14 protein-coding genes are annotated in these 16002 nt (G+C 70.6%); 8 read left to right on the top strand and 6 right to left on the bottom strand.

Features of this window, described 5'->3' with window-relative positions; genetic code table 11:
- Nucleotides 1-28: 28 nt before the first annotated feature.
- On the top strand, nucleotides 29-1294 hold the full coding sequence (locus tag AB0389_RS14715; RefSeq protein WP_366395762.1) for a site-specific integrase: 1266 nt from the start codon (nucleotides 29-31) through the stop codon (nucleotides 1292-1294).
- A 75-nt stretch (nucleotides 1295-1369) separates the two neighbouring features.
- Here the strand turns inward: AB0389_RS14715 and AB0389_RS14710 are convergent, their stop codons facing one another.
- Both AB0389_RS14710 and AB0389_RS14705 read right to left on the bottom strand, forming a co-directional pair.
- A complete protein-coding gene (locus AB0389_RS14710; RefSeq protein WP_114658869.1) occupies nucleotides 1370-2731 on the bottom strand; it encodes a glutamine synthetase family protein in 1362 nt (453 codons plus the stop codon).
- A 263-nt stretch (nucleotides 2732-2994) separates the two neighbouring features.
- The gene (locus tag AB0389_RS14705) at nucleotides 2995-3636 is read right to left on the bottom strand and encodes a MarR family transcriptional regulator (RefSeq protein ID WP_366395749.1); all 642 of its coding nucleotides are present in this window, start codon (nucleotides 3634-3636) and stop codon (nucleotides 2995-2997) included.
- Between the two features lie 185 nt (nucleotides 3637-3821).
- On the opposite strand from AB0389_RS14705, the gene AB0389_RS14700 reads away from it, so the two are divergent.
- From AB0389_RS14700 to AB0389_RS14685, 4 genes are all read left to right on the top strand, one after another.
- Complete coding sequence (locus AB0389_RS14700) at nucleotides 3822-4196, top strand: hypothetical protein (protein WP_366395748.1); 375 nt, start codon at nucleotides 3822-3824, stop codon at nucleotides 4194-4196.
- Between the two features lie 72 nt (nucleotides 4197-4268).
- Nucleotides 4269-4913, top strand: coding sequence for a DUF3105 domain-containing protein (locus AB0389_RS14695; protein ID WP_366395747.1), 645 nt, complete (start codon nucleotides 4269-4271; stop codon nucleotides 4911-4913).
- Between the two features lie 50 nt (nucleotides 4914-4963).
- On the top strand, nucleotides 4964-5683 hold the full coding sequence (locus tag AB0389_RS14690) for a DUF305 domain-containing protein (RefSeq protein WP_366395761.1): 720 nt from the start codon (nucleotides 4964-4966) through the stop codon (nucleotides 5681-5683).
- A gap of 86 nt (nucleotides 5684-5769) precedes the next feature.
- Nucleotides 5770-7527, top strand: a complete 1758-nt coding sequence (locus tag AB0389_RS14685; protein ID WP_366395746.1) for an NAD+ synthase — start codon at nucleotides 5770-5772, stop codon at nucleotides 7525-7527.
- 76 nt (nucleotides 7528-7603) lie between these two features.
- On the opposite strand, the gene AB0389_RS14680 is transcribed toward AB0389_RS14685, so the two are convergent.
- The 4 genes from AB0389_RS14680 to AB0389_RS14665 form a co-directional block, all read right to left on the bottom strand.
- Nucleotides 7604-8845: an MFS transporter gene (locus AB0389_RS14680; RefSeq protein ID WP_366395745.1), complete on the bottom strand. Its 1242-nt coding sequence runs from the start codon at nucleotides 8843-8845 to the stop codon at nucleotides 7604-7606.
- 199 nt (nucleotides 8846-9044) lie between these two features.
- Nucleotides 9045-10127: an endonuclease/exonuclease/phosphatase family protein gene (locus tag AB0389_RS14675; protein WP_366395744.1), complete on the bottom strand. Its 1083-nt coding sequence runs from the start codon at nucleotides 10125-10127 to the stop codon at nucleotides 9045-9047.
- A gap of 228 nt (nucleotides 10128-10355) precedes the next feature.
- Nucleotides 10356-11054 carry a TetR/AcrR family transcriptional regulator gene (locus tag AB0389_RS14670; RefSeq protein ID WP_366395743.1) on the bottom strand — a complete coding sequence of 233 codons (699 nt, stop codon included), beginning with the start codon at nucleotides 11052-11054 and terminating at the stop codon, nucleotides 10356-10358.
- Between the two features lie 111 nt (nucleotides 11055-11165).
- Nucleotides 11166-12824, bottom strand: a complete 1659-nt coding sequence (locus AB0389_RS14665; protein WP_366395742.1) for an MFS transporter — start codon at nucleotides 12822-12824, stop codon at nucleotides 11166-11168.
- Nucleotides 12825-12982: 158 nt separating this feature from the next.
- On the opposite strand from AB0389_RS14665, the gene panB reads away from it, so the two are divergent.
- From panB to AB0389_RS14650, 3 genes are all read left to right on the top strand, one after another.
- The gene (gene panB / locus AB0389_RS14660; protein ID WP_366395741.1) at nucleotides 12983-13891 is read left to right on the top strand and encodes a 3-methyl-2-oxobutanoate hydroxymethyltransferase; all 909 of its coding nucleotides are present in this window, start codon (nucleotides 12983-12985) and stop codon (nucleotides 13889-13891) included.
- A gap of 161 nt (nucleotides 13892-14052) precedes the next feature.
- A complete protein-coding gene (locus tag AB0389_RS14655) occupies nucleotides 14053-15072 on the top strand; it encodes an ATP-binding cassette domain-containing protein (protein ID WP_366395740.1) in 1020 nt (339 codons plus the stop codon).
- Complete coding sequence (locus AB0389_RS14650; protein ID WP_366395739.1) at nucleotides 15069-15992, top strand: ABC transporter permease; 924 nt, start codon at nucleotides 15069-15071, stop codon at nucleotides 15990-15992. Before AB0389_RS14655 ends, AB0389_RS14650 begins: the two co-directional genes overlap by 4 nt.
- Nucleotides 15993-16002: the final 10 nt, after the last annotated feature.

The raw sequence follows: 16002 nt of genomic DNA, 5'->3' as shown, positions 1-16002 counted from the left end.
GCCGCCATTCCCCAGGGAGCAGCCACCCATGGCAGGCCACATCCAAGACCGCTGGTACAAGACCGAGACCAGCACCAACGGCAAGACCACCCGCGTCAAAACCGACCGCCACGGCACCGGCATGCGCTACCGCGCCCGCTACATCGGCCCCGACGGCACCGAGAAGAGCAAGAGCTTTCCCGACCGACAGAAGCGCCTCGCCGAAAAGTGGCTGTCCCACATCGAGGCGGACATGTCGCGCGGGCAGTACATCGACCCGACGGCCGGCCGGACCACCTTCAAGCAGTACGGCGAGAAGTGGATCGCCGCGCTGACCACCGACCCCACGACGCGCGTTCCGGTGGCGGTACAACTCCGGCTGCACGCTTTCCCGTACATGGGATCGCGCCCGCTGGACTCTTTCCAGCCCGAACACATCCGGGAGTGGCTGAGTGAGCTGGAGCAGGCGGTTCCGGCATCGTCCTATCGCCGCGTCATCTTCGCGAGCGTGTCATCCGTGCTGAGCGCCGCCGTCGATGACTCCTTGCTCGCCAAGAATCCGTGCAAGGTCCGTTCGGTCCGCGCCCCCGAACGCGGGATGCCGCGTGTCCGCCCCTGGTCGGCGGAACGCGTTTTCGCCGTACGGGCCGCGCTTCCCGAGCGGTACCGGGCCATGACCGACATCGGGGGCGGCTGTGGTCTCCGACAGGGCGAGATTTTCGGTCTGCCGGATGACGAAGTGAACTACGGGACCGGATGGGTGCGCGTCGCCAATCAGGTGAAGGTGGTGAACGGCCACCTCGTATTCGCGCCGCCGAAGCGGGGCAAAGAAAGGGATGTCCCGTTGCCGGATCACGTGGCGCGTGCCATAAAGCAGCACCGGAAAGACTTTCCGCCGGTGAAGGTGACGTTGCCTTGGCTCCGTCCGAACGGAGCGCCCGTAACCAAACTTCTGCTGTTCTCCCTCACCGGGGGCGGCGCCGTTCGCCGTACCGACTTCAATACGCGGATCTGGAAACCCGCCCTCGCGACCGCCGGCGTCATCCCCGAACCGGAGAACGGCCAGCGGTACGAGGCGGCCCGCGAACACGGCATGCACGCGCTGAGGCACTTCTACGCGTCGGTCCTGCTGGACGCCGGGGAGAACATCAAGGCGCTGAGCACCTACCTCGGGCACAGTGACCCCGGATTCACGCTCCGGACGTACACGCACCTCATGCCGAGCAGCGAGGGACGCACCCGGAAAGCCGTGGACCGCATGTACGAGGCCACCGAATCCGCGCCGGACGGCCCACAGACGGCCCAGGGCGATTGAGACGACTCCGGGCCCGCGCCGTCACAGCGCGGGCCCGGAGTCTCGCTCACGCGGGGAAACCCCGCTGACCTGCCCTTACAGCACCGGCAGGTTCTTCTTCAGCTCGAAGGCCGTGACCTCGGAGCGGTACTCCTCCCACTCCTGCTTCTTGTTGCGCAGGAAGAAGTCGAAGACGTGCTCGCCGAGGGTCTCCGCGACCAGTTCGCTCCGCTCCATCAGGGAGATCGCCTCGCCCAGGTTCTGCGGGAGGGGCTCGATGCCCATCGCGCGGCGCTCAGAGTCGGAGAGGGCCCAGACGTCGTCGTCGGCGCCCGCCGGGAGTTCGTAGCCCTCCTCGATGCCCTTGAGGCCGGCGGCGAGGAGCACCGCGTACGTCAGGTACGGGTTGGCGCCGGAGTCGATCGAGCGGACCTCGACGCGGGCGGAGCCGGTCTTGCCGGGCTTGTACATCGGGACGCGGATCAGCGCGGAGCGGTTGTTGTGGCCCCAGCAGATGTACGAGGGGGCCTCGCCGCCCGAGCCCGCGGTGCGGGAGGAGCCGCCCCAGATGCGCTTGTAGGAGTTGACCCACTGGTTGGTGACGGCCGAGATCTCCGCCGCGTGGCGCAGCAGCCCCGCGATGAAGGAGCGGCCGACCTTGGACAGCTGGTACTCCGCGCCGGACTCGTAGAACGCGTTGCGGTCTCCCTCGAAGAGGGAGAGGTGGGTGTGCATGCCGGAGCCCGGGTACTCGGAGAACGGCTTCGGCATGAACGTCGCCTGGACGCCCTGCTCCAGCGCGACCTGCTTCATGATCAGGCGGAACGTCATGATGTTGTCGGCCGTCGAGAGCGCGTCCGCGTACCGCAGGTCGATCTCCTGCTGGCCCGGGGCGCCCTCGTGGTGGCTGAACTCCACCGAGATGCCCATCGATTCGAGCATCGTGATCGCCTGGCGCCGGAAGTCCATCCCCACGTTCTGCGGGGTGTGGTCGAAGTAGCCCGAGCTGTCGGCGGGGGTGGGGCGGCTGCCGTCGACGGGCTTGTCCTTCAGCAGGAAGAACTCGATCTCGGGGTGGGTGTAGAAGGTGAAGCCCAGGTCCGAGGTCTTGGCGAGCATCCGCTTCAGCACATAGCGCGGATCCGCGAAGGACGGCGAGCCGTCGGGCATCAGGATGTCGCAGAACATCCGGGCGGTGCCGGGGGCCTCCGCGCGCCAGGGAAGGATCTGGAACGTGCCCGGATCAGGCTTGGCGATCATGTCGGACTCGTAGACCCGGGCGAAGCCCTCGATCGCGGAGCCGTCGAAGCCGATGCCTTCGTCGAAGGCCTGCTCCAGCTCCGCGGGTGCGACGGCGACCGACTTGAGGAAGCCGAGAACATCGGTGAACCAGAGGCGCACGAAGCGGACGTCCCGCTCCTCCAGCGTGCGGAGCACAAATTCCTGCTGCTTGTCCATATTAGCTGTCCTACCCATCCTTGCTGGTCAGGCCACCTGCTCCCATGCCGCGGGGCACGTTGAGGCACTTGAGCATCCCACCACACGATTTCGGTCGCGTTGCGAACCCCCGTCCAACGTTCCGCATCATGTGCGTGTCGCTCTCACGCCCATAGTGCCTGTCCGTGTGGCACCCGAGGAACAGCCGACCACAATCCCGGTGCCCCAAGATCACTTCTGGCGACTGTCCGCCACCCCAACGGCGACCTTCGGACACCGATTGGCTACTTTGCGTTACTCGGCCAGTCCGGCGGGTACGGGTACGGCTCCGCGCTGTCGGCCGGGGCGGCCGGGGGCTCGCCGCCCGCCTCGGTGAACGCGGCGAGCGCGCCGACGAGGGCGACGCGCTGCGCCGGGGCCATCCGCGCGACGATCGCGGAGATCTCCCGGTGGCGCGCGGCGGTGACCCGTTCGACCAGGGCGTGGCCGTCCGGGGTGAGCCGCAGCCGCGTCCGGCGGCGGTCGCCCGGGTTGCTCTGGCGGTCCGCGAGACCGGCGGCGATCAGCCGGTCGAGCATGCGCATGGCCGTCGACGGGTTCACCCCGAGCAGCTCGGCGACCTCCACGAGCTTGGCGTCGCCGTGGGCGGCGAGGACCACGAGCAGCCGTAACTGCGGCAGGGTGACCGGTTCGCCGACGGACGCGAGGGAGCGTACGGAGACGGCGACCAGTAGGCGGGACGCGGCCAGCACCGCGTGGGTCACCTCGTCGACGCCCGCGTCGGGACCGGCGTCGGGATCGGCGCCGGGACCGGGGCAGGGACCGGGGCAGGGACCGGGGCAGGGATCCGCACACGAATCCGCGTCGGGATCCGCGCCGGAATCCGCGTCGGCACCGGAATCCGCGCGCTCTGCTCGCTCGGCCATGCCCCTTTGTACCCCGCTCCTGACCGTTTCGTACCCCTATCCGCACCAATTCCGTCCCGGTCCGCACCCCGATCGGTACGGCCGCCCTGCCGCCACCCCCACCCCACGCACTACGATCTGCGCCCATGGGGGGTTCGCGGCGCGGCCATATACGCGGAACGCGTCCCACGGCGCTGGTGAGTGCTGTGGCGACGCTGTTCGCCGCGTTCCTCATCTGCCTGGGCGGCGGGACCGGCACCGCCTCCGCCGGTCCCGTGGCCGCCTCGGACGCCTCGGGCACCTCGGCCGTCGCGTACGTCACGCACCAGGGCGTCGCGGCCCACGCCGTGACGGTCCCGGCCGCAGGGGCCCGCTACATCTGCCCGTACGGCAAGGGCGACTGCGGGTTCTTCCCGCATCTGAGCCCGGCCGTACTCACCGTGCCGCCGCCCGTCGCCCCCCTCGCCGACGGCGTACAGCTCTCGCACCTCACCGTGGCGCACCCCGCCGGCCGGGCGCCCCGCTCCGGAGCGCACGCCCGCGCACCGGATCTCCACGTCCTTCAAGTGCTGCGGACGTAGCCGGGCCCCACCCCCGCTGATCACCACGTACCGCCTCCACCGCACGCACGCATCCCCAGAAGGACACACACCATGGCTTCCAAGTCCCAGTCCGCCGAGCGCAAGGCCCGAATAGAGGAGATGCGCCGCGCCGAGCGCGCCCGTGAGCGGCGCAGCCGCATCATCACGGTCACGGCGAGCGGCGTCGTCGTGGCCGCGCTCATCGGCGGCGGCGCCTTCCTCCTCAACAAGGAATCCGACAAGAAGGCGGCGGAGAAGGCCGCGGTGGCGGCGCCCGTGACCGGCGAGAAGTCCTGGGACGCCAAGAAGCTCGGCCGCAACCACGTCACCAAGGAGGTCAGCTACCCGATGACCCCGCCGGTGGGCGGTGACCACAACCAGGTCTGGATGAACTGCGACGGCGACGTCTACGACAAGGCCGTCCCGGAGATGAACGCGGTCCACTCGCTGGAGCACGGCGCGGTCTGGGTGACGTACAACGACAAGGCGTCGGAGAGCGACGTGAAGGCGCTCGCCGAGAAGGTCAAGAAGACCCCGTACTCGCTGATGAGCCCGGTGCAGGACCAGAAGGGCGCGATCATGCTGAGCGCCTGGGGCAAGCAGGTCACGGTGGACACCGCGGACGACTCGCGCGTCGACCAGTTCCTCACGAAGTACGTCCAGGGCACGCAGACCCCCGAGCCGGGCGCCGCCTGCACGGGCGGGCTGGACGCGTGACCCGGGCCACAGGGGACGCCACAGGGGACGAGGAGTACGAGGACGGGCCCGTGCCCGCGCCGCGCCGCCGCGTCACCCGCACGCAGTGGGCGGCCGGCGCCGCCGTCGTCCTGGCGCTGGTCTTCGCCGGTACGGCCGCGGTCGCGTCGGCCGGGCGGGACGGCGGCTCCGACGCGTCCCGCGCCGGTACCCCGTCGTCGGACTCGGCGGACGCGGGCTTCGCCCGTGACATGTCCGTCCACCACCAGCAGGCGGTGGAGATGTCCTTCATCGTCCGGGACAGCACGGACGACGAGGAGGTACGCCGGCTGGCGTACGACATCGCCAACACCCAGGCGAACCAGCGCGGGATGATGCTGGGCTGGCTGGACCTGTGGGGGCTGCCGAAGCTGGAGTCCGGTACGGAGCCGATGGCCTGGATGGCGACGTCCGAGGACGGCGACGCGCACAGCTCCATGGACGGCATGGACGGCATGGACGCGGGCCACGGCTCCTACGAGGCCCACGACGGCTCGCTGATGCCCGGTATGGCCACCAGGACGGAGCTGGCGGGGCTCAGGAAGGCCCGCGGCGAGCAGGCCGAGATCCTCTACCTCCAGCTGATGACCGACCACCACAAGGGCGGCGTCACGATGGCCCAGGGCTGTGTCCGGCTCTGCGCGGTCGGTACGGAGAAGGACCTGGCGGCCGGCATGGTCGCCGCGCAGGAGTCGGAGATGAAGCTGATGGCCGACCTGCTGGCGGCGCGGGGCGCGAAGCCGCGCGCGTAAAAGCGTGTCTGTGGGGCGTCCCGAGTGGGGCGCCCCACACCCGCGCGCCAGGACATCATGTCAGTCAGACGATTACACTGGGCGGCGTGCCTCAACTACGTCTCGCCCTGAATCAGATCGACTCGACCGTCGGGGACCTCGCCGCGAACGCCGAGGCGGTCGTGCACTGGACCCGGCACGCCGCCGAGCAGGGGGCGCACCTCGTCGCGTTCCCCGAGATGGTGCTGACCGGTTACCCCGTCGAGGATCTCGCACTGCGGTCGTCCTTCGTCGAGGCGTCCCGCGCCGCCGTGCACGCGCTCGCCGCCCGGCTCGACGAGGAGGGCCTCGGCGAACTGCCCGTCGTCGTCGGCTATCTCGACCGGGCCGAGGAGGAGCGGCAGCGGCTGGGGCGGCCGGCGGGTGCCCCGCGCAACGCCGCGGCCGTACTGCACCACGGTGCGGTGGTCCTCAACTTCGCCAAGCACCATCTGCCGAACTACGGGGTCTTCGACGAGTTCCGGTACTTCGTGCGGGGCGACACGATGCCCGTCCTGCGGGTGCACGGGGTGGATGTCGCGCTCGCCATCTGCGAGGACCTGTGGCAGGACGGCGGGCGCGTGCCGGCCGCCCGGTCCGCCGGGGCCGGGCTGCTGCTGTCGATCAACGCCTCGCCGTACGAGCGCGAGAAGGACGACACGCGTCTTGAGCTGGTCCGCAAGCGCGCCCAGGAGGCCGGCTGCACCATCGCGTTCCTCGCGATGATCGGCGGCCAGGACGAGCTGGTCTTCGACGGCGACTCGATCGTCGTCGACAAGGACGGCGAAGTGATCGCGCGGGCGCCGCAGTTCGCGGAGGGCTCGGTCATCCTCGACCTCGACCTCCCGGCCGCCGCCGCCGAGCCGCCCACGGGCGTCGTGGACGACGGGCTGCGGATCGACCGGGTCGTCCTCTCCGAGGACCCGCTGCCCGCGTACGAGCCGGAGCTGACCGGCGGCCACGCGGACCGGCTCGACGACGACGAGGAGATGTACTCGGCGCTGGTCGTGGGGTTGCGCGCGTACGCGGCGAAGAACGGTTTCCGTTCGGTGCTGATCGGGCTCTCCGGCGGTATCGACTCGGCGCTCGTCGCCGCGATCGCCTGTGACGCGCTGGGCGCGGCGAACGTGTACGGCGTGTCCATGCCGTCCAAGTACTCCTCGGACCACTCGAAGGGCGACGCCGCCGAGCTGGCACGCCGTACGGGCCTCAACTTCCGTACGCATTCGATCGAGCCGATGTTCGACGCGTACATGGCTTCGCTCGGCCTGACCGGGCTCGCGGAGGAGAACCTCCAGGCGCGGCTGCGCGGCACGATGCTGATGGCGATCTCCAACCAGGAGGGCCATATCGTGCTGGCGCCGGGCAACAAGTCGGAGCTGGCGGTGGGGTATTCGACGCTGTACGGCGACTCCGTCGGCGCGTACGGCCCGATCAAGGACGTCTACAAGACGTATGTGTTCCGGCTGGCCCGGTGGCGCAACCGGGCCGCCGGGGAGCGCGGCCAGACGCCGCCGATCCCGGAGGCGTCGATCTCCAAGCCGCCGAGCGCGGAGCTTCGTCCTGGCCAGGTCGACGCGGACTCGCTGCCGGACTACGACGTGCTGGACCGGATCCTTGATCTGTACGTCGACCGGGACCAGGGCAAGGACGCGATCGTCGCCGCGGGCTTCGACGAGGCGCTGGTCGCGAAGACGCTGCGGATGGTGGACACGGCGGAGTACAAGCGGCGCCAGTACCCGCCGGGGACGAAGATCTCGGCGAAGGGCTTCGGCAAGGACCGGCGGCTGCCGATCACGAACCGCTGGCGCGAGACGACGGGCTGAGACGACGGACTGAGCCGCCGCCCGGAAGCAGCGGCGCGCGGTGGGCACTGGAGCACCACCGCGCGCCGCCCGGGGTTCACCCCACGCGCTCCGCGGACTCCTCGGCCACCGGCGCGCCCGCCCCGCCCGAGGCGACGACACGGGAGCCCTCCGGGGCCGTACCCCGGCCGCTGCGGCCCGGACGGTCCAGCATCCCGGCCGTGACCGCGATGGCCAGCCCGACGGCCGCCAGTACGGCGCCGACCAGCGTCGGGGACATCCAGCCCCAGCCCGCCGCGATGGCCGCGCCACCGGCCCAGGCGCCGCCCGCGTTGGCCAGGTTGAAGGCCGAGTGGTTCGAGGCGGAGGCGATCGTGGGGGCGTCCTTGGCCTTGCTCATGACGAGCATCTGGAGCGGAGTGGTCGTCATGAAGCCGACCGCGCCCAGGATCACCACCGTCACCAGCGCCGCCCACTGGATGTGCACGGTGAAGCGGAAGGCGACCAGCACCACGGCGAGGGTGCCGAGCGACCCGTAGAGCGTGGGCCGCAGCGCCCGGTCGGTCAGCGGTCCCGCCGCCAGCGCGCCGAGCGTCATGCCGATGCCGAAGAGGGCGAGCACCAGGGTGACGGAGGACTCGCCGAAGCCCATCACCTCGGTGGTCATCGAGGCGAGGTACGAGTAGACGGCGAAGACCCCGCCGAAGCCGAGGACGGCCGTCGCCAGGCCCAGCAGCACCTGCCGGTCCTTGAGCGCGCGCAGCTCGCGTCCGACGCTCTGGTGCGCCTCCACGGGCACGTACGGTACGAGCCGGGCCAGCGCGGCCAGCGCGACCAGGCCGATCACCGTGACGACGAGGAAGGTGGCGCGCCAGCCGAGGTGCTGCCCGAGCAGGGTGGCCGCGGGGACGCCGATGATGTTGGCGACGGTCAGCCCGAGGAACATGGTCGCCACGGCCCGCGCCTGCCGTCCCTCGCTCACCAGCCGGGCGGCGACGACCGCGCCGACCCCGAAGAACGCGCCGTGCGGCAGCCCTGCGAGGACCCGGCCCGCGAGCAGCCAGCCGAAGTCGGGGGCGAGCGCGGAGGCGAGGTTGCCGACGACGAAGAGCGCCATCAGCAGCAGGAGCATCCGCTTGCGCGGGACGCGGGAGCCGACGGCGGTGAGCAGCGGGGCGCCGATGACGACGCCGATCGCGTAGGCCGACACCAGATAGCCGGCGGTCGGCACGGAGGTTCCCAGATCGTCCGCCACGTTGGGCAGCAGGCCCATCATGACGAACTCGGTCGTCCCGATGCCAAAGGCACTGACGGCCAAGGCGAGCAGGGCGAAGGGCATGGCAAGAGACCTTTCGGGGGTGCGCGCCGCGGCGCGCGCGAGGACGACGTACGACGGCGTACGAAGAGGTACGAGGACGCATTAGTACCCTCGCGGAACAAAGTGTCTCAGGTCATGTATTCCGGGAGATGAACACGGGATTGCGGTGAGCGCTCCCGTGGGGCGAAGAAGTGGCGTCGGTCGTCCGCGCGCCCAGCGCCTACTGCGCGGTGTCCTTGGTCAGCTCCACCCGCGCCGCGATCGGCAGATGGTCGCTGCCCGTCCTCGGCAGGGTCCAGGAGGAGGTCGGCTCGACGCCCTTCACCATGATCTGGTCGATCCGGGCCAGCGGGAACGCGGCCGGCCAGCTGAACCCGTACCCGTGCCCGGCCGCGCCCTGTGTGGAGCGCATCTGGGAGGTGACGGCGTTCAGGGACCGGTCGTTCATGGTGCCGTTCAGGTCGCCGAGCAGGATCACCCGCGGCAGCCGCTCGTCGGCGATCGCCTCGCCCAGCGCGTCCGCGCTCTTGTCGCGCTGGCTGGCGGTGAAGCCCGCGTGCAGCTTGACCCGTACGGACGGCAGATGCGCCACGTAGACACCGACCTCGCCCCACGGGGTGGTGACCGTGGAGCGCATGGCGCGGACCCAGCCCAGCCGGATATCGACGGGCTTGGTGGCGCTCAGCGGGTACTTGCTCCAGAGGCCGACGGTCCCCTGGACCGAGTGGTACTTGTACGTGCCGGCCAGCGCCGCCTCGTACACCGGTACGGCGCTGGCCTTCAGCTCCTCCAGCGCGACGATGTCCGCCCCGGACTCCGCCAGGTCGGCCGCGGTGCCCTTCGGGTCGGGGTTGTCCGCGTTGACGTTGTGCGTCGCGACCACCAGGTCACCGCCGCCGCCGGACTTGTCCGTGAGGAGTCCGCCGAAGAGGTTCGCCCAGACGATCGCGGGGAGCAGCAGGGCGACGAGCGCGGTCCCCGAGCGGCGTACCAGCGCGAGCACGAGGAGCAGCGGGACGAACAGCCCGAGCCAGGGCAGGAAGGTCTCGGTGAGACTGCCCAGGTTGCCGATCTTGTTCGGGATCTGCGCGTGAAGGATCATCAGGAGGGCGGTGGCCACGGCGAACACGGCGAGCACGATGCCGCGCCGCCAGGTTCCGGGGTCCTTGCGCCAGCGGTCCAGACGGTCCAGGAGGGCTCTGCCGCGCGGGACGGGACGGGCTTGCCCGGCGCCTTCCGCACCGTACGGCCCGCCGCCCTCCCCGCCGTTCGCCATCGGCTGCGCCGTGTACTCCTGCGTCATGTCCGCTGCCCTCACTGCCCTTGCCCGTGCACGCCCGTCCCTGACACTAAAGGATGTGCGGCCGAATTCTCCGCCGTCCGGGGACGGCTGTACTGGCTCGGAGACGAAGGGGAAGGGGCGGCGAGTTCCGGTCACGGACGAATAACCAGCAGCTGTGACAGAACGATCACACAGGACCGGAGTTCGGGGACGGGTCCGGCGGCCCGGCCGGTACGGGTGTGATCAGCCTCACCGGCCGGGCGTTTCGCGTACGGGCGCCGACGGCCCCGGAGCCGCCGAGCGGGCCGCCGGCCGGGCCGCCGCCGGGGCCGGGTGGCGTGGGCCCACGCCCTGGAGCGCGGCGTCGATGATCCGGTCGGCGAGGTCCTCGTCGAGCGGCGCGCCCGGCCGGTGGAGGGTGCGCATGAGCATCGGGCCGACCAGCAGGTCGTGGACCATCTCCGCCTCCAGGTCGTCCCGGAGTTCACCGGCGGCGATCCCCCGGCGGATCACGGCGAGAGTGGCCTCGCGCCGGGGGTCGATGACGGTCTTGTGGTACTCCGCCCACAGGTTGGGGCTGCTCTTCATCTCCGCCGCCGCGTTGTGCAGCATGGCCGAGTTCCGCTGGGCGAGACCGCGTCTGCGCATCGACTCCAGCAGGATCCTGAGATCCGACAGCGCCGATTCGCCGGGCAGTTCGGGATCCGGCGGCTCCATCGCCCGCAGGACGTCGACGAAGAGCGCCTCCTTACCGTGCCAGCGCCGGTAGATGGTCGCCTTGCCGACGCCCGCCGTACGCGCGATGCGTTCGATGGAGAGGGAGCCCAGCGGTACGCCGTCCTCCAGCAGGACCACGACGGCGTCCAGGATCGCCCGCTCGACGGCCTCACTGCGTGGCCTGCCGCGCCGGTGTTCCGTCTCGGCCCCGTCGTGGTCCCGCTTCCGCACCGTGTTCCGCCTCTCGCCGCACCCGCACCGTCCGCACCGTCCACTGTGCAGATTGTCTTACACGGCCGGTCCTCCGCGGCCACGCCCGTCCCGTACGGCGCGGCCGTCGCGTCAGCCCCGTGCGGCGCCCGCCTGTTCGGGCCGCGGCTCGCCCGCCGCCGTCTCCGCCCCCGTGTCCTTGGCCGCCGGCGCGGGAGTCCTGCCCGGCAGGAACACCGCGACCACCACCGCGCCGATCAGCGCGACACCCGCCGAGGCGAACGCCGTGACGTGCATGGCGTCGAGGAACGCGTCGTACGCCGCGCCGATCAGCGGCCGGCCCGCCGGGCCGAGCTTCGCCGCGGCGCCGAGCGTCGCCTCGATCGACTCCCCCGCCGCGTCCCGCGCCGCCGCCGGGACCGCGCCGAGGTGGCCGTCGATGCCGCTGCGGTACGTAGCGGACAGCACCGAACCGAGGACGGCCACGCCGAGCGCGCCGCCCACCTGGCGGAAGGTGTTGTTGATGGCCGAGCCCGAGCCCGCCTTCTCGCGCGGCAGCGCCTGCATGACGGCGACGGTGACCGGCGGCATGATGTGGGCCATTCCGGTGCCCTGGACGAAGAAGACCACGCACAGCACCCAGACGGGGGTGGTCTCGTCGAAGAACCCGAAGGCCGCGAGCCCGGCGCCGACCAGCAGCAGACCGGCCGTACAGACCGCGCGGGCGCCGAAGCGGTCCACGACCAGCCTGGCGCGCGGCGCGAAGACCATCTGGGCGGCGGCGAGCGGCAGGATCAGCAGCCCCGACCGGAGCGCGCTGTAGCCGCGCACGCTCTGGAGGTAGAAGGCGGAGAAGAACGTCACGCCCATCAGCGCGAAGAAGACCAGCGCTATGGCCGCCACGGCCGCGGCGAACGCCGGCTTCCTGAAGTAGGAGATGTCGATGGCCGGATGGTCGCTGCGCTTCTCGTGCCACACGAAGAGGGCGAGGACGGCCAGCCCGCCGAGCAGCGGGACCAGCACCCCGGCGCCGGTGAAGTCGGCCAGCTCGCCGCCGCGGATGATGCCGTACACCAGCAGGACGAGTCCGACGATGGAGAGCACGACCCCCAGCGGGTCGAGCCGGCCCGGCGCGGGGTCCCTGGAGTCCGGCACCAGCAGCACCATCGCGATCAGCGCGACGACGGCCACGGGCACGTTGACGAGGAAGATGGAGCCCCACCAGAAGTGCTCCAGCAGCAGACCGCCGGTGATCGGCCCGATCGCGATGCCGAGGCCCACGCTGCCCGCCCAGATGCCTATGGCCCTGGGCTGCTCGTCGCGCTCGAAGACGTTCATGAGGACGGCGAGGGTGGCGGGCATCACAAAGGCGGCGCCGAAGCCCATGAGGGCGCGGTACGCGATGAGTTCACCGGGCGAGCCGGAGAGCGCGGCGAGCGCGGACCCGAGCCCGAAGACGGCGATGCCGAAGAGCAGCACCTTCTTCCGGCCGATCCGGTCGCCGAGCAGCCCCGAGGTGAAGAGGAGGCCGGCGAAGACGAGCGTGTAGGAGTTGATCGCCCACTCCAGCTCGCTCTGGGTGGCGCCGATGCCGGTGGGCGCCGGGGAGGCGATCGTCCTGACCGCCACGTTCAGGATCGAGTTGTCCAGGACGACGATGAGCAGGCTGAACATGAGCACGCCGAGGATGGCCCAGCGACGGCGGTGGACCGCCTCGGGGACACGCGACTCGGGATGGCGGGGTTCGGGCACGCTGGATGCGGCGGACGGGCCGCCGGACGGGTTGGGCATGGCGTACAGCCTAGACCTATTTCGATACGAGACCGTCTCGTATTGGAAAGTCTTTACGCGGCGGCCCCCACTTCCCGTGGACGGCCCCGGGATGCCACCATGGAAGGGATCTGGGGACGCCGTCAGGGTGCCTCAAGATGACGAAAGGGCCTATGGCCATGACTGTTCAGGACACGGCCGCGAGCGCTGCCGCCCAGCGGCCGTCCGCAGGAGACTCCCCCGGCGGCGGCGCCACCGGGAACCCGAAGGCGCTGTACGGCGGTACCCGTTCGCGCCGCATCACCGTCAACGACGTTCTCGCCACCAAGGAGCGCGGCGAGAAGTGGCCCATGCTCACCGCCTACGACGCGATGACCGCCTCCGTCTTCGACGAGGCCGGCATCCCGGTGATGCTGGTCGGCGACTCCATGGGCAACTGTCATCTGGGGTACGAGACGACCGTGCCGGTCACGCTCGACGAGATGACCATGCTCTCCGCCGCCGTCGTACGCGGCACGAAGCGCGCGCTGATCGTCGGCGACCTGCCCTTCGGCTCGTACCAGGAAGGGCCCGTACAGGCACTGCGCAGCGCCACCCGGCTGGTGAAGGACGCCGGGGTCGGCGCGGTGAAGCTGGAGGGCGGCGAGCGCTCGCACGGCCAGATCGAGCTGATGGTGCGCTCCGGCATCCCGGTGATGGCGCACATCGGCCTCACCCCGCAGTCGGTCAACACGCTCGGCTACCGGGTGCAGGGCCGCGGCGAGGAGGCCGCGCAGCAGCTGCTGCGCGACGCCAAGGCCGTGCAGGACGCGGGCGCCTTCGCGGTCGTGCTCGAACTCGTACCGGCCGAGCTGGCCGCCGAGGTGACGCGCATGCTGCACATCCCGACGATCGGCATCGGCGCGGGCGTGGGCACCGACGCGCAGGTGCTGGTGTACACGGACATGGCCGGGCTGACGCCGGGCAAGGCGCCGCGCTTCAGCAAGCAGTACGTGGACCTCCGCCGGGCGCTGGGCGACGCGGCGCGGGAGTTCGCCGACGAGGTGACGGCAGGAACGTTCCCGCAGGAGGAGCACACCTTCCACTAGAGGCCACTGACCGCACAGAGGCCACTCGACCGCACAGAAGCCACTGCCCGCACGGGCGACAGCCCGCCGATCTTCCCCCGTCGGCGGGCTGTCGCACGGTTATCCACAGGTTGTCGGCGGAATGTCGGCGGGATGTCGGTGGCGGCTGGTCCACTGGGTTCATGACGCGAAACAAAAGAAACCCCAACGGCGGCCGTACCGGCAACGCCGTCGAGGTGCGGGGGCTGGTCAAGCACTACGGCGACACCAAGGCGCTGGACGGCGTGGACCTCGATGTGCGCGAGGGCACCGTCCTCGGCGTGCTGGGACCCAACGGCGCCGGAAAGACGACGCTCGTCCGCATCCTCTCCACCCTCGTCCAGCCGGACGCCGGAACCGCCATGGTCGCCGGGTACGACGTGCTGCGCCAGCCGCGCCAGCTGCGCCGCACCATAGGTCTCACCGGGCAGTACGCCTCGGTCGACGAGAAGCTCTCCGGCCGGGAGAACCTCTACATGATCGGCCGGCTCCTCGATCTCTCCCGCAAGGACGCCAGGAGCCGCGCCGACGAGCTGCTGGAGCGCTTCTCGCTCACCGAGGCGGCGAAGAAGCCCGCGATGCAGTATTCGGGCGGCATGCGGCGGCGGCTCGACCTGGCCGCCTCGATGATCGGCCGGCCGGCGGTCCTCTATCTGGACGAGCCGACGACCGGGCTCGACCCCCGGACCCGTAACGAGGTCTGGGACGAGGTGCAGCGGATGGTCGCGGAGGGGGCCACCGTCCTGCTCACCACCCAGTACATGGAAGAGGCCGAGCAGCTCGCGAGCGAGCTGACCGTCATCGACCGCGGCCGGGTCATCGCCCAGGGCGGAGTGGACGAGCTGAAGGCCAAGGTCGGCGGCCGTACGCTGCAGATCCGGCCGTCGGACCCCGCCCAGCTGCCCGCCATGGCAGAGGCGGTCACCGAGTCCGGCCTCGCCGGTCTGGCCGGCGCGCAGACCGTCCCCGACGAGGGAATGCTGTACGTACCGATCCTGAGCGACCAGCAGCTGACCGCGGTCGTGGCCCTCCTGGGCGAGCGTGGCTTCGCCATCGCCCACATCGGCACCCATCTGCCCAGCCTGGACGAGGTGTTCCTCGCCATCACCGGCCAGAAGACCGGTTCCGAGTCCGACATCGCCCTTGAGGAAGCCGCGGCATGAACACCTCTGCACCCACGAACACGACCACACGCCCCGCGCCCGGCTCCGGAGCCGGCGCCGAGTCCGGAGTCGGCGCCACGCCCGGCTCCGCGCCACCGCCGTCGTCCGCGGTGGCGACCGCCGCCGTCTCCGGCGAGGGCCGGATCGGGCTGCGCGCCAATCTGCGGCACATCGGCGCGCTGGCGCGCCGCAACGCCCTCCAGATCAAGGCGGATCCGGAGTCGATGTTCGACGTCCTGCTGATGCCGATCATCTTCACGCTGCTCTTCGTCTACGTCTTCGGCGGCTCGGTCGGCGCGAGCCTCGGCGGCGACCGCGACGCCTATGTGAACTACGTGGTGCCCGGACTGATGGCGATGATGGGCATGAACATCGCCATGGCCGTCGGCACCGGGGTCAACGACGACTTCCGCAAGGGCGTCATGGACCGGTTCCGTACGATGCCGATCGCCCGCTCCTCGGTGCTGATAGCCAAGATCGTCGTCGAGCTGGGCCGGATGCTGATCGCCATCACCATCCTGCTCAGCATGGGCTTCCTGCTCGGCATGGAGGTCAAGACCTCGGTGATCGAGCTGTTCGCCGCCGTCGGACTCTCCGCGGTGTTCGGCGCGTCGCTGATGTGGATCTTCATTCTGCTGGGCCTGACGATGAAGACGGCTCAGGCCGTGCAGGGGGTCGCGATGCTCGTCATCATGCCGTTGCAGTTCGGCTCGTCGATCTTCGCGCCGACGGCCACCATGCCGGGCTGGCTCCAGTGGTTCACCGACTACAACCCGCTCTCCGGCCTCGCCGACGCGTCCCGGGGGCTGATAAACGGCGGCCCGGTGGCGCACTCGGTGTGGATGACGCTGGCCTGGTCGGCGGGGATCACGCTGATAACGGCGCCGCTGGCGGTGGCCAAGTTCCGCAAGAAGTCGTGAGGCGGCGGCC

The organism is Streptomyces sp. NPDC093109, from assembly GCF_040701725.1.
In the GTDB taxonomy this organism is placed as follows: domain Bacteria; phylum Actinomycetota; class Actinomycetes; order Streptomycetales; family Streptomycetaceae; genus Streptomyces.
The sequence above is the reverse complement of the archived record's forward strand: the minus strand, read 5'-3'. Positions and strand labels throughout refer to the sequence as shown.

Excerpts from the sequence above, each read along its gene's own strand:
- AB0389_RS14665 (WP_366395742.1), bottom strand. The coding sequence starts at position 12,824 with ATGCCCAACCCGTCCGGCGGCCCGTCCGCCGCATCCAGCGTGCCCGAA.
- AB0389_RS14680 (WP_366395745.1), bottom strand. The coding sequence starts at position 8,845 with ATGCCCTTCGCCCTGCTCGCCTTGGCCGTCAGTGCCTTTGGCATCGGG.
- AB0389_RS14715 (WP_366395762.1), top strand. The coding sequence starts at position 29 with ATGGCAGGCCACATCCAAGACCGCTGGTACAAGACCGAGACCAGCACC.
- AB0389_RS14650 (WP_366395739.1), top strand. The coding sequence starts at position 15,069 with ATGAACACCTCTGCACCCACGAACACGACCACACGCCCCGCGCCCGGC.
- AB0389_RS14695 (WP_366395747.1), top strand. The coding sequence starts at position 4,269 with ATGGCTTCCAAGTCCCAGTCCGCCGAGCGCAAGGCCCGAATAGAGGAG.
- AB0389_RS14710 (WP_114658869.1), bottom strand. The coding sequence starts at position 2,731 with ATGGACAAGCAGCAGGAATTTGTGCTCCGCACGCTGGAGGAGCGGGAC.
- AB0389_RS14705 (WP_366395749.1), bottom strand. The coding sequence starts at position 3,636 with ATGGCCGAGCGAGCAGAGCGCGCGGATTCCGGTGCCGACGCGGATTCC.
- AB0389_RS14655 (WP_366395740.1), top strand. The coding sequence starts at position 14,053 with ATGACGCGAAACAAAAGAAACCCCAACGGCGGCCGTACCGGCAACGCC.
- AB0389_RS14675 (WP_366395744.1), bottom strand. The coding sequence starts at position 10,127 with ATGACGCAGGAGTACACGGCGCAGCCGATGGCGAACGGCGGGGAGGGC.
- panB (WP_366395741.1), top strand. The coding sequence starts at position 12,983 with ATGACTGTTCAGGACACGGCCGCGAGCGCTGCCGCCCAGCGGCCGTCC.